This window comes from Microbulbifer maximicatervae (SeqCode) (genome assembly GCF_052468295.1).
The window spans coordinates 3,321,663-3,335,796 of the sequence record NZ_CP174340.1; the positions used below are offsets into that span (position 1 = coordinate 3,321,663).

General features: G+C 51.8%; 10 protein-coding genes. All 10 read right to left on the reverse strand.

Annotated features, from left to right (window positions below):
- Positions 1 to 121: 121 nt before the first annotated feature.
- Complete coding sequence (gene secA, locus ACJJIQ_RS14815; protein WP_445362306.1) at positions 122 to 2,872, reverse strand: preprotein translocase subunit SecA; 2,751 nt, start codon at positions 2,870 to 2,872, stop codon at positions 122 to 124.
- Between the two features lie 163 nt (positions 2,873 to 3,035).
- Positions 3,036 to 3,971, reverse strand: coding sequence for a M23 family metallopeptidase (locus ACJJIQ_RS14820; RefSeq protein WP_445362307.1), 936 nt, complete (start codon positions 3,969 to 3,971; stop codon positions 3,036 to 3,038).
- Between the two features lie 157 nt (positions 3,972 to 4,128).
- A complete protein-coding gene (gene lpxC, locus ACJJIQ_RS14825; RefSeq protein ID WP_282933860.1) occupies positions 4,129 to 5,043 on the reverse strand; it encodes a UDP-3-O-acyl-N-acetylglucosamine deacetylase in 915 nt (304 codons plus the stop codon).
- 394 nt (positions 5,044 to 5,437) lie between these two features.
- Positions 5,438 to 6,679 (reverse strand): cell division protein FtsZ, encoded by a 1,242-nt coding sequence (gene ftsZ, locus ACJJIQ_RS14830; RefSeq protein WP_445362308.1) that lies wholly within the window; start codon positions 6,677 to 6,679, stop codon positions 5,438 to 5,440.
- A gap of 88 nt (positions 6,680 to 6,767) precedes the next feature.
- Entirely contained in the window at positions 6,768 to 8,003 is a 1,236-nt protein-coding gene (ftsA, locus tag ACJJIQ_RS14835; protein WP_282933862.1) for a cell division protein FtsA, read from the reverse strand.
- A 115-nt stretch (positions 8,004 to 8,118) separates the two neighbouring features.
- The gene (locus ACJJIQ_RS14840) at positions 8,119 to 8,805 is read right to left on the reverse strand and encodes a cell division protein FtsQ/DivIB (protein WP_445364820.1); all 687 of its coding nucleotides are present in this window, start codon (positions 8,803 to 8,805) and stop codon (positions 8,119 to 8,121) included.
- A gap of 133 nt (positions 8,806 to 8,938) precedes the next feature.
- Positions 8,939 to 10,402: a UDP-N-acetylmuramate--L-alanine ligase gene (gene murC / locus ACJJIQ_RS14845; RefSeq protein WP_445362309.1), complete on the reverse strand. Its 1,464-nt coding sequence runs from the start codon at positions 10,400 to 10,402 to the stop codon at positions 8,939 to 8,941.
- Positions 10,403 to 10,431: 29 nt separating this feature from the next.
- Entirely contained in the window at positions 10,432 to 11,529 is a 1,098-nt protein-coding gene (gene murG, locus ACJJIQ_RS14850) for an undecaprenyldiphospho-muramoylpentapeptide beta-N-acetylglucosaminyltransferase (RefSeq protein WP_445362310.1), read from the reverse strand.
- Positions 11,529 to 12,752 (reverse strand): putative lipid II flippase FtsW, encoded by a 1,224-nt coding sequence (gene ftsW / locus ACJJIQ_RS14855; RefSeq protein WP_445362311.1) that lies wholly within the window; start codon positions 12,750 to 12,752, stop codon positions 11,529 to 11,531. The genes murG and ftsW overlap by 1 nt, the downstream gene beginning before the upstream one ends.
- Positions 12,749 to 14,131, reverse strand: a complete 1,383-nt coding sequence (gene murD, locus ACJJIQ_RS14860; protein WP_445362312.1) for a UDP-N-acetylmuramoyl-L-alanine--D-glutamate ligase — start codon at positions 14,129 to 14,131, stop codon at positions 12,749 to 12,751. The genes ftsW and murD overlap by 4 nt, the downstream gene beginning before the upstream one ends.
- Positions 14,132 to 14,134 lie beyond the last annotated feature (3 nt).

Below are 14,134 nucleotides of genomic sequence, written 5' to 3' on the forward strand. Positions count from 1 at the left end.
TAAGGCAAGCCAAAAATAAACTTATCTGCGGAATGAAATTTTTTTTCCGCAGATAATTCTTTTTTCGATTAAAAAAATACCCCGCCAAGCGGGGCACTTTCTGAATTCAAGCAGTAGAGAATTAGCTCTGGGTAGAGGAAGCCAGCTTGCCGTGACACTGCTTGTATTTTTTCCCGGAACCACAGGGGCAGGGATCATTGCGCCCGACTTTAGGACCGCGACGCTCCGGTGCCGGGGTAGCCGGCTGTTGCTCCTTGGGCTCACTTTCTGGAAGCGCCGAAGCTTGAGCGTGTTGCAGCTCAAGCTGCTGCCTGCGCTGCTCTTCCAGGCGACGCTGCTCCATCTCTTCCGCTTGCTCACGAGTCATCGGCTCTACGTGGGCAAGAATACGCACCACTTCATGCTTGAGGTTCTCCAGCATGCTCTGGAACAGGTGGAAAGACTCGCGCTTGAATTCCTGCTTGGGGTTTTTGTTGGCGTAAGCCCGCAAACCAATACCCGCACGCAGGTGGTCCATGCTGGAAAGATGCTCTTTCCACAACTGATCCAACACTTGCAGCATAATCTGACGCTCGATAGTCGGCATCAGATTGGCATCACCGGAAGATTCACCAATGCGGGAAACTTTTGCCGCATAAGCCTCCTGCGCGGCGACAGTAATCTTTTTCCGCAGGCTCTCTTCGTGCAGAGTGCGATCTTCATCGAGCCACTGCTGAACCGGCAACTGGATACCCAATTCGCCAGAGAGCTGCTGCTCAAGGGCTGGAATATCCCACTGCTCTTCTACGCTCTGGGGAGGAATAGAACCGGAGACAATGCCGTCAACCACATCTTCGCGAATGGCAGAGATGGTATCACTGATAACCTCAGCTTCCAGCAGCTCATTGCGCTGGCCGTAAATCACCTGACGCTGGTCATTGGCCACGTCATCGTATTCCAACAACTGCTTGCGAATATCAAAGTTGCGACCTTCAACACGGCGCTGGGCTTTTTCGATAGCGTTGGAAACCATGCGGTGCTCAATCGCCTCACCGCGCTCCATACCCAGCATCTGCATAAAATTCTTCACCCGGTCAGAGGCGAAGATGCGCATAAGGTTATCTTCCAGAGATAAGTAGAAACGAGTAACACCCGGGTCACCCTGACGACCTGCACGACCTCGCAGCTGGTTATCAATACGGCGGGATTCATGACGCTCAGTACCGATAATATGCAGACCGCCCGCAGCGATCACCTGCTCGTGACGCTTCTTCCAATCATCCTTGACTTGTGTGAGCTCCGCTTCAGTCAGTTCGCGATCTTTTTCCTGACCCAAGGCCGTCGCTTCAGCCTCCCAGTTACCACCGAGAACAATGTCGGTACCGCGACCAGCCATATTGGTAGCGATAGTCACTGCACCCGGGCGACCCGCCTGGGCGATAATCTGTGCTTCGCGCTCGTGGTATTTCGCGTTGAGAACCTGGTGCTTAATGCCCGCCTTTTGCAACTTGCGGGACATTTCTTCAGAGGTTTCGATAGAAGCGGTACCTACAAGGATTGGAGCCTGCTTTTCGCGACAGTGCTTCACATCCTCAATAATCGCTTCCATCTTCTCTTCCTGGCTTAGGTAAACCAGGTCATTGAGATCTTCACGTTGAATTTGCTTATTGGTGGGGATCACCACCACGTCCAGGCCATAAATTTGCTGGAATTCAAACGCTTCTGTATCCGCTGTACCGGTCATTCCCGCAAGTTTGGGGTAGAAGCGGAATAGGTTCTGGAATGTTGTAGAAGCGAGGGTCTGGCTCTCACTCTGAATCTGCACACTCTCTTTTGCTTCCAGCGCCTGGTGCAGCCCTTCGGAGAGACGGCGACCCGGCATGGTCCGACCTGTGTGCTCATCAATTAACACTACCTGGCCGTTCTGCACGATGTAATCCACATCGCGGTTAAACAGCACATGCGCGCGCAGGGCGGCGTGCACGTGGTGCAACAGGCCCAGGTTCCCAGGGGCGTAAAGGGACTGATCTTCCTTCATCAACCCACTGCGTGACAGCAGGTCTTCGATCAACAAGTGGCCCTGCTCCGTCAGCTCAACCTGGCGAGTCTTTTCATCAACGGTGTAGTGCCCCTCCCCACCTTCTTCGGCACGCTCCAACTGGGGAACCAACTTATTCATTGCCGTATAAAGGTGAGAAGAGTCTTCGGCGGCTCCAGAAATAATCAGCGGAGTACGCGCCTCATCGATCAGGATGGAATCCACCTCATCGACAATAGCGAAGTTCTGAGGGCGCTGGGTGCGGTCCTCTTTGCGCAACACCATGTTGTCACGCAGGTAATCAAAACCGAATTCGTTATTAGTGCCGTAAGTAATATCAGCCTCATAGGCCGCTTTCTTTTCTTCCGGTGGCTGCTGGGAAACAATAACTCCCACCGTCATGCCCAGGAATTCATATACCGGGCGCATCCAATTGGCATCCCGCGAAGCGAGGTAATCGTTCACCGTAACAATATGAACGCCCTTACCTTCAAGCGCATTCAGATAGGCCGGCAGGGTTGCAACCAGGGTTTTACCTTCACCGGTACGCATTTCTGCAATACGCCCTTCATGCAGGGTCATCCCGCCGATCAGCTGAACATCGAAGTGGCGCATGCCCATGGCCCGACGACCCGCTTCACGCACTGCAGCAAACGCCTCAGGCAGAATTTGATCGAGCTTTTCCCCGTCAGCGAGTCGCTGCCTAAACTCATCCGTTTTAGCCCGCAGGCCTGCATCGTCAAGCTTCTGGAAATCCTCTTCCAAAGCGTTGATCTTTCCCACGACGCGTCGCATGCGCTTCAGCTCGCGGTCATTTTTTGAACCAAAGACCGATTTAATCAGTTTGCCAATCATTATCTAGAAACCACTTATCTTATTTGCGCTGTCGGCGCTAATATCGGGCAGATCGATGCACCGACGCTCCTTTATGCGAGGGGTGCAAGTAAACAGGAAGGCGCAAGCGCTGGCAACTCTTATGCCAAGCTACCAACAATTACGCGTAAAGGAAGGATAGTTCTTATCTGCCTGTGCGGCGGATATAGCTAGCTGGATCAACCGTGCGGTTGTTCTTATATATCTCAAAGTGAACATGGGGCCCGGTAGAACGGCCACTGGAACCCATCAGGGCAATAGTCTGCCCCCTCTTGACCACGTCACCCAATCCCACTTTCAGCTCGCTATTGTGCCCATAGCGGGTTGAATAACCATTGCCGTGATTAATTTCTACCAACTGACCATAACCATGGCGCTCATCAGCCCAAGTAACAACACCTGCGGCTACTGAAACAACATCGGAGCCCATCTTGCCAGCAAAATCCACCCCCTTGTGCCAGGTCCTACGGCCAGTGAATGGATCGGTGCGATAACCATAACGGGAAGACATCCACCCCTTGCTGATCGGACGGCCTGCCAAAAACTGCTCATCCTCAAGTTTGAGGTTCGCCATCAGGGATTCGAGAGTGTTCAGCTGCATTTGGCGATCTTCAATCTGATGAGAGAGATCTCCAATAACATCCAGGAATTCCGGTGGCTGATACGGCAACTCTGATGCACCTGCGATTCCGGGGTCTTCCGGCCCACCGATAGCAGGTGCACTGCCAAACTCAAACTCTCCTTCATCGAGACTGGCAACAGAGGTTAAACGCTCACCCAGTGCATCAAGGCGAGTTAAACGCGCCTGCAACTCTGCAAGCTTAACGGTAAGAGCTGCCAGCTGCTCCCGCGCCTCTCTATCTGCTTCAGCAATTTCTTCCTGCTGTTTGCGCAGTGCGCGGCTCCAGGCCTTGGCCGTTCGGGAATCAAATAGGTCAGTTTTAGTAACCGGTAAATTCGCCCCCAGCAGAAATGCACCCACAGGGAGGCTCAGCAAGCACAACCCCAACAGGGCTTTGCTCAAACTGCCAAAATTAAAGCTGCGAGTCGCACCGCGCTCATTAACCAGGATTACTTTCATAGGAACTGTGAGGAGTTCGACATTTTTAATTTTCGTTAGTCCCCAGCTCACAAGCCGAGGTGCCAAACCGATAAGGATACCAAAAATCTATAGGCTTTCTCTGTGAAACAATCATACAAAAAAGCCGGCACTATAATGCCGGCTTCTTGCGAAAGTATCAAACTGCCAAAATAGGCTTAATATAGGAGATCGGTGCTTCTTCCTGCTCACCTTCAAAGGTGACCATTTCCCAAGCATCCTCCTGAGCCATCAGGTTGCGAAGGGATTTATTGTTCAGCGCATGGCCAGACTTAAAGGCCTTGAACTCACCAATCAGGCTGGTCCCCAGAAGATAGAGATCGCCAATCGCATCCAGAATTTTATGTTTCACAAATTCGTCTTCATAACGCAACCCGCCTTCATTCAGAATACGGTATTGGTCAATCACAATTGCGTTATCAACGGAACCGCCCTGAACCAGGCCCTTGGAGCGCAAGTACTCGATCTCGTGCATAAAGCCAAAGGTACGGGCGCGACTCACTTCCTTCACAAAGGAGGTGCTGGAGAAATCCACGGATGAACTCAGGTTACGCCCCTGGAAAACCGGGTGGTCAAAGTCGATTGTGAAGGATACTTTAAAGCCATTAAAAGGCAGGAAGCTGGCAACCTTATCGCCATCCTCTACAGTTACTGGCTTCTTGATTCGCAGGAATTTCTTCGGAGCTGCTTGCTCTTGGATACCTGCAGATTGAATTAGAAATACAAATGGGCCGGCACTGCCATCCATAATGGGCACTTCTTGCGCGGATAACTCGACGACCGCGTTATCAATGCCAAGGCCCGCCATTGCCGAGAGCAGGTGCTCTACCGTAGCAATGCGAACATCACCCTTTTCCAGGGTGGTTGAAAGGAGAGTGTCGCCGACATTTTCCGCACGAGCCTCGATTTCAACTACCGGGTCCAAATCGGTTCTACGGAACACGATACCGGTGTCTACGGGCGCTGGTTTAAGGGTAAGTACAACTTTCTTGCCAGTATGCAGACCTACGCCAGTGGCGCGAATAGCATTCTTAAGCGTGCGCTGTTTGATCATGAAACTATCTTTTCCCCGTCGGTGGACTACGCCCCTAAGGCGCAGCAAGCCATCGATACTAGCACAATTGCGACGCCAATACCAATTCTGGGCGAGTGGTCACCACAACTGTGCACCACCTACCTATATGAGGATAGATCAAGCAAAGATTGCAGCGCCAACGCATGTCGCTATGACAGCATTCTAAGATCCTAAGCTCCGCAAGCGCTGTTAATAATTGTTAATTATTTTAGATAGTTATTGCGACTCACCAGTTCTGATCAAAATCTACACAAACGGGGCAAGGGCCCACCCATTCGACAAGGTAGACCCGAGCAAAAGCCGCACCGCAGCGGCAATACCCAGCCGGAGCCGGGCAGACATGAGCGGTGTTCTGCCTCTGCGGTACCGTTTCCTAGTCTGCCTGACGGCGCAGGAAGGCTGGAATATCCAGGTACTCCATATCCGCATCAGCGGGATTCAGGGCAGGAGCCGGGCGCTTAGGGCGCTCCGCTTCAGCACGAGGGCGCGGATCAATGGCCTCGCGGCTTGCCAGTCCCGCAGAGCTGTGGCCAGCGTGAGCGCTGTGACTATCGCGAACCTCACGGGTTTCACGAACAGGCTCGCGAGGCTCTGAGCGGTGGGTATTATCCACTACCTTCGCCGGACGCGCTGCCGGAGTACCCTCGCCAAGACCTGCGGCCACAACGGTAACCCGCATCTCATCACCGAGCTTATCATCTACCGCTGTACCGATAACCACAGTAGCTTCATCAGAGGCGATTTCCTGGACAATCTCACCTACTTCAGAGTACTCACCCAGGGTCAGTTCCTGACAGCCCGCCTCTTCGCTACCGGTGATGATATTTACCAGGATACCGCGAGCACCTGCCAGGTTGACGTTATCCAGTAGCGGGCTTCGCACGGCTTTCTCAGCCGCTTCGCGCGCACGGTTTTCACCGACGGCAGAACCGGACCCCATCATCGCCATGCCCATTTCAGACATTACGGTGCGCACATCGGCGAAGTCCACATTCATGATACCCGGACGAATCATCAGGTCGGCAATACCTTGTACAGCACCCAATAAAACGTTATCTGCCTCTTTGTAAGCAGATTTCATTGTGATCTTGCTACCGAGTACTTCCAGCAAACGATCGTTGGGGATAGTAATCAGAGAATCAACTTTATCGCGCAGCTCGAGAATACCCTCTTCAGCTACAACAGTGCGTTTGCGCCCTTCGATCTTAAATGGGCGAGTAACTACCGCAACGGTAAGAATGCCCAGTTCTTTTGCAATCTCAGCGACAATCGGCGCACCACCGGTACCGGTACCACCGCCCATACCGGCAGTGATGAATACCATATCCGCACCGGTTAATACCTCAGCAATGCGATCGCGATCTTCAAGTGCGGACTGACGGCCAATATCCGGGTTTGCCCCTGCGCCCAAACCGCGTGTAATTGTGTTACCCAGTTGCAGGATAGTGCGGGCCTCAACATCTTTGAGGGCCTGTGCATCTGTATTTGCACAGATAAAATCTACACCCTCAACATCATTGGCGATCATATGCTTAACAGCATTACCACCACCGCCGCCGACACCAATCACCTTGATGACAGGCTTATCCTGTACGCTATCAACTAGTTCGAACATTGCTGTTCCCCTTTCTTGCTCATGTCGAATTTTACAGCCATGCCTAAAAAAAATCCTTCACCGGATGGCTAAATCTGGTTGCACTCTATTACAAATTTCCGCGAAACCAGTGCTTTACCTTGTCCCACCACTGATTATCGTTGCGCACAGGCTGTATTTTGCCCTCTCGAGCCTCTTCCTGCTGCATCGCATACATCAATAATCCAACTCCAGTGGAATAAATTGGGTTGCTGACGATATCCGTCAAACCTGCAATACCCTGAGGCACTGCTAGGCGAACCGGCATATGAAAAATTTCCTCAGCCAGTTCAACCGCGCCCTCCATTTTTGAAGAGCCGCCGGTAAGTACTACACCCGCCGCACACAAATCTTCGAAGCCGCTGCGACGTAACTCCGCCTGTACTAATGTAAACAATTCGTCGTAGCGCGGCTCAACGACCTCGGCCAATGCCTGTCGGGATAAATCCCTAGGCGCGCGATCACCAACGCTCGGTACCTTAATGGTCTCCCCTTCGCGAGCGAGTTTTGCCAACGCGCACGCATATTTGATTTTCAAATCTTCTGCGTGCGGTGTCGGTGTGCGCAAAGCCATGGCAATATCATTGGTAACCTGGTCTCCAGCAATCGGTATCACACCGGTATGCCGAATAGATCCACCAGTAAACACAGCAATATCGGTAGTTCCCCCACCAATATCTACCATGCATACTCCCAGCTCTTTTTCATCTTCGGTCAGGACTGCGTAACTTGAAGCCAATTGTTCAAGAATGACATCTTCTACTTCCAGACCACATCGACGAATACACTTTTCAATATTCTGTGCAGCATTCACTGCACCGCTGACCAAATGGACCTTTGCTTCGAGGCGAACACCAGACATTCCGAGAGGTTCTTTTACCCCTTCCTGATTATCAATCAGGTATTCCTGCGGAAGCGTGTGCAAAATCTTCTGGTCCGCAGGAATAGCGACAGCCCTGGCAGCATCAATAACACGATCGAGATCCTGCTGGGTAACCTCTCGATCCTTAATCGCAACTATACCGTGAGAGTTCAAGCTGCGAATGTGACTTCCCGCAATTCCTGCGTACACAGAGTGAATTTCACAACCCGCCATCAACTCAGCTTCTTCCACAGCGCGCTGTATAGATTGCACTGTTGATTCAATATTAACCACTACGCCCTTTTTCATTCCAGTGGAACGATGAGAGCCGATACCGACAATATTAAGCTCCCCATCACCGGAAGCTTCACCGACAATAGCGACTACTTTAGAGGTGCCTATATCCAGTCCAACAATCATGCGCTGATCGGATACCTGTGTCATTTTCGTGCCAACCTCGCTGAGCTGCATTCTGTTTCAGGTTCTGCTATCGGACCAGAACACAGCATTCGCTTTTAAACTTTTATCTATAAAACAGCCACCCGGGCTGCCTCGGTGTTTACTTTTCTTCGTCTTTCCACTGAACCGCTACTGCATTGCTGTAGCGCGTATCGACGCTGACAACTTTTTTCAAGTGCGGCGCCAGTACACCTCGACTCAAATACAGAAAGCGGTGTACCCGCTCCAATAAAGCATCATGGCCAAGTTTTAATTCAATTCCCGACACTAACTCCAGATGCCAACCGCTTAGGTCGTCAAATGACAACCGTTTAACCTCCATATCCCGCGTGGTCAGCAGTCCTGCAAGAGCGCGGTATTGCAGCATAATCCGCTCTACCAATTCTTCATCCCCGGCAAGCTCGGGCAAGGACTGAACTCCCATATGTGACGGACGCGGCAGCAGATCCCCACTCGCTACCAACAATTTATCTTTACCCCAGGTGGCGAGAGGTTGCGCTTCAGTGATATCAACCTCAACGCCCTTCGGCCAACGCCTGCTCACCGAGGCGGAAGTAATCCAGGGGTTAGACAGTAATGTCTGCTGCATCGCCTGAATGTCCGCTGAAAAAAAGCCCGCTTTCAAGTGAGGAAGAAGCACCTCTCTTAACTCTTCTTCAGTTACCGCATTAAAAGCCCCGCGTACTTCAACTTGCTCCAGGGCATCAACATTACTCAACTCAACCGATGGCACCCATCGCCATAACCAAACTGCACCATAGAGCAAAGCACTAAAGCCTGCGAACATCACCAATAAAAAAAAACACCGCTTCCAGTTCAGACGAAGCTTCTCGGGATCATCGGTTCCAAGAGGGCTCGCACCGCGAGCTGTCTTTTTTTTTCTCCCGGCTGATTTCGTTCCAGCTCCTTTCACTAGCTACTTAGCCCTCGCCACTGCGCTCGCCCAAGCGCCAATCAGCCAACCTTTGCGAAAGTGCTCCGACGTTGCCAGCTCCCTGGGTCAGAACAATATCACCTGGCTCCAACAGATCAGCTAATACCGGGGGAACCTGATCGATAGTTTCCATAAAAATCGGATCTACCTGTCCCCTGTTGCGTAAACTTCGCGCAAGCGTTCTGCCATCGGCACCAGCAATTGGCGCTTCACCCGCACTGTATACATCCAGCAAAATTAACTTATCCACCTCAGAGAGGACCTGAACAAAGTCTTCAAACAAGTCCCGCGTACGGGTATAACGGTGGGGCTGATAAATCATTACCAAGCGACGATCCGGCCAGCCATCTCGAACTGTCTTTACGGTAGCGGCTACCTCACGTGGGTGGTGACCGTAGTCATCTACCAACATCACCTTATCAGCTTCGACATCATCGCTAACGGCATAATCACCGTAGATCTGGAATCTACGACCAACGCCCTGGAAGCCTATTAGACCTTGGCGAATTGCTTCATCACTGACGCCTTCATCACTAGCTACAGCAATTGCTGCAGTCGCATTGAGAACATTGTGAATACCGGGTGTATTCACAGAAACCTGCAATAGATCACCCTTGGGTCTCTGTACCGTGAAATGGCTGCGCAGAGGTTCTTGCTTTGCTTCAACGATGCGGTAGTCATTACCCTCATCAAATCCATAGGTCAGAACCGGGCGGGAAAACTTGGGGATGACTTCCTGAACATTGGCATCATCCCCGCAAACTACCGCCAGACCGTAAAATGGCAGATTGTGTACAAAATCAATAAAGATTTGTTTCACCTTTTCGAAGTCGCCACCATAAGTTTCCATATGGTCCGCATCGATATTGGTAATCACCGTCACCATCGGCTGTAAGTGAATAAAAGACGCATCGCTCTCATCAGCTTCAGCCACTAAATAACGACTTTCGCCCAAGGCAGCATTGGCACCGGCAGCGTTGACCAGGCCACCGATAACAAAGGTCGGATCTTTTTTGTCTGCAGCAAAGATTGAGGCGATTAAGCTAGTCGTGGTGGTCTTTCCGTGGGTTCCTGCCACAGCAATGCCATAGCGATAGCGCATTAGTTCACCGAGCATTTCAGCACGGCGTACAATAGGGATTCTCTTTTCTCTCGCTTCAATCAGCTCCGGGTTATCGCCATGTACGGCAGAGGAATTAACCACAACATCAACGCCGCGAACATTTTCCTCGCTGTGCCCGATTTGGACCTTAACTCCCAATTTGCGCAATCTATCAGTAACCGCAGATTCACGCAGGTCAGAACCTGAGACTTCGTAGCCCTGGTTCTGCAATACTTCTGCAATGCCGCTCATACCGGCACCACCGATCCCAATAAAGTGGATACGGCGGATACGGCGCATGGCCGGTACCGCATAACTTTTATCTTCGCTTGTCCGCACTGAAGACATTACTTTAACCTTCGTCCACTTATTCTGTGTTACCTGGCCGAGGCCAGCTCTTCTCTGCAAGCGTTAACCACTTGCTCAGTCGCATCAGTTTTTGCCGCGCACCGCGCGGAGGTCGCCATTTGCAATAGTTTCTCGCGATCTTCTAACAGGCTTTGTAACAAGCCGGATAACTTCTGCTCGTCCATTTCCCGCTGCTGCACAACAATCGCTCCGCCAGCATTTTGCAACCACTCGCCATTACGCGTTTGATGATCATCAATTGCAAAGGGGAAAGGCACCATGATTGCACCGACTCCCGCAGCTGAAATTTCAGAAACAGTCAAAGCCCCGGAACGGCAAATAATCAGGTCCGCAGAGCGGTAGGCCTCAGCCATATCCGCAATAAAAGGGACCACCTCAGCTTCTACTGCCGCCTCTTTATAGGCATCTTTGGCTGCCTGAAGGTGACGCTCTCCAGCCTGGTGGATCACTACCGGGCGCAGGGAGGGTTTCAGCAATGCGATTGCCTTAGGAACCAGTTCATTAATTGCTACAGCGCCGAGGCTACCGCCCAATACCAAAAGGCGCAGAGACGACTGGCTGCCAATTCGAGTTTCTGGCTCAGGCAATTCTGCAATCTCTTTGCGCACTGGATTGCCCACTTGCCTGGCACCGGGTAACCCACTGGGAAATGCTTCAAGCACCTGGCTGGAAATCCGCGCTAACAAGCGGTTTGTCGTTCCGGCAACAGCATTTTGCTCGTGAATAATCAACGGTATCCCCCCGAGACGGGCTGCAACGCCCCCTGGGCCGGTCGCAAAGCCGCCAAAGCCGAGTACTGCATCAGGTTGTACCTGCTTAACAACTGTCCTGGCCTGAGCAATTGCCCGCAAAATTTGCAACGGGGCTTTGAGTAAGGCCAACTTTCCCTTCCCCCGAATACCCTCCACTTTAATGCAGTGCAAAGGAATATTCGCCGCAGGGATTAATCGGGATTCAATCCCACGGGCAGTACCTAACCACTCGACAACAGCTCCCTGCTCTTGCAACGCTTTAGCCACAGCCAACGCTGGGAACACATGACCGCCGGTACCACCGGCCATCAGCAAAAACTTCTTTCCAGAAAAACGCTTATTTACTTCAGACATCAAACCGTTTCTCCGTTGCTGCCCTTCACACTGGACTTGGGTGAATGAAATATTGGCAGCTGACGCAAAAGCTCAAGCCCCCCGCTTCCGTTTTCAACAGGCTCTTTTAGTTCAGCCCGAATCCGCATCGCCAAGCCGAGTAATGCACAACATACAAACAGGCTGCTGCCACCAGAGCTAACAAATGGCAGCGTTAGCCCTTTAGTCGGCAACAGGCCTGAAGCAACACCCATATTCACGAAAGCTTGTCCTGCCAATAGTACTGCCATACCAAAAGCTAGAAGTGCAGCAAAAAACTTCTCCTGCACCAGGGCCTCTTTTACCAGGCGGAGCAGTGAGTAGGTGAGAACAACAAAAAACCCTACCAGTACTACGCCACCCAACATTCCCCATTCCTCTGCCAGAATGGCAAAAATAAAATCCGTATGGGCCTCAGGCAGATAAAACAGTTTCTGCACACTATTGCCCAAACCAACTCCAAACCACTCTCCGCGACCAAATGCAATCAGGGACTGGGTAAGTTGGTAGCCACTGGCAAACTGATCCCCCCAAGGATCCAGAAACGTCAGCAACCGCTGTAAGCGATAGGGACTCATCAGTGCCATTAGCGCCAGTCCACTCGCAGCCGCAGCTACCAATAAAAAAGTATGGGGAAGACGCGCTCCCGCTAAAAAAACCATTGCCAATACGGTGCCTGAAATTACAACCACCGAACCGAAGTCCGGTTGTAAAAGCAATAACAGAGCAACCGTTGCGAGAATCACCACTGGCACCATAAAGCTGGTCCAGTGGCGTAGTTGCTTATTTCGACGAGTTAAAAAACTGGCAAAAAAAACTAACAGACAGAACTTAGCCACTTCCGCGGGTTGCACAGTTATGCCTGCAAATACCAGCCAACGCCGGCTACCGTTCACCTCCCGTCCAATCCCCGGCACAAGCACTGCGATCAATAGCAGGCAGGCAAACAGTAATAATGGCCAGGACAGTCGCGACCAAATTGACAGGGGAATCTGACTAACGACAAATCCAGCTAATCCACCAACCATCAAAAAAGCCAAATGACGCCTGAGGAAATACCAGGGATCACCATAAATATCCGTAGCAAAAGCGATAGATGCTGAAGCGACCATCACCACACCAATGCTAGCCAGAACCAGAACACTGAGTAGCAGCAGCCCATCCTGCCATTCACTACCTTGAGCCTTGATTACCTGGGCACTCACTGGGAGCCTCCAGCGGTATCGCCTAATTCCAAAACGGCCTGGCGAAAATCATCACCGCGGGCTTCAAAATTCTTATACATATCAAAGCTGGCACATGCCGGTGATAACAATACAAAGTCACCGCCATTGGCTAATTGTCTGGCCTCAGCGACGGCCTCTACCATTGTGCTAGCCCTGCGAATCTCGCACAGGCCATCAAAGACACCGGCTATTTTCTCTCCATCCACACCGATACAAACCAGGGCCCGGAGCGCTCCTGCACTTTTTCGTAAGGGAGCAAAGTCAGCACCCTTGCCATCCCCTCCAGCAATAAGCACTATTTTTCTGCTTGCCGTAGCCAAGCCATCCAATGCCGCCTGGGTTGCTCCTACATTGGTGCCTTTTGAATCGTTAACATAAACAACGTCTTCAAAATCAGCCACGCGCTCACAGCGATGTTTCAACCCGCGAAAGCTGCGTAAAATTTTTAACATCGCCTCTGTGGGCAGGCCCAGTGCATAGCCCATTGCCAGGGCTGCCAAACCATTGGCAATATTATGCTTACCCACCATAGCCAAATCGGCCATAGGCATTAAAACTTCTGTGCCTCGAGCCAACCACTTCTGCCCCTCATGCAAGCGCAGGCCAAACTGATTGAGATCCGGCTGATCAAGCCCAAAACTCCACTCCCGTCTCTCTCGGGAAAGAGGCCCCTGGGATAAAGGGTCCGCGCGATTTATCACGAACTGATCCGCTCCGCGATAAATGCGCTGCTTGGCCCGGTGGTACTCCACCATACTGGGGTAGCGGTCCATATGGTCCGCACTCATATTTAAAATGGTGGCTACGGTAGGCGCCAGCGAATAGGTGGTTTCCAATTGAAAACTGGAAAGCTCCAAAACAAAGATGTCCGGTAGAGATTTCTCAAGTAAATCCAGCACCGGCACACCGATATTGCCACCCACACCAACTGTCAGCCCCGCTTCTTCAACCATCTCCCCCAGGAGTGTGGTCACTGTACTCTTTCCGTTGGAGCCGGTGATCGCGGCGAGCTTTGCTTTCGACTGCATCCGAGTCAGAGCCTGGGCAAATAACTCAATATCCCCAACCACAGGAATCCCATCAGCAATCGCCTGCTGCAATACGGGTTCAGCAAGCGCAACTCCCGGGCTGGCAATAATCAAGCTCGCGGCGAGTATTGTCCCCGGGCGCAGTGGACCTGTTTCCACCGCAACCTCAGGGAACTCCTGACGGAAAGCTTCGAGCCCCGGCGGGTTATCGCGACTATCTGCCACGACCGGCGTATGGCCGTGACGCAGCAGGTAGCGCACCACCGACTTTCCGGTAGCGCCAAGACCTATTACCACTTTCTGCTGTGAAGAAGTCGCGATCAGGCTCATTTA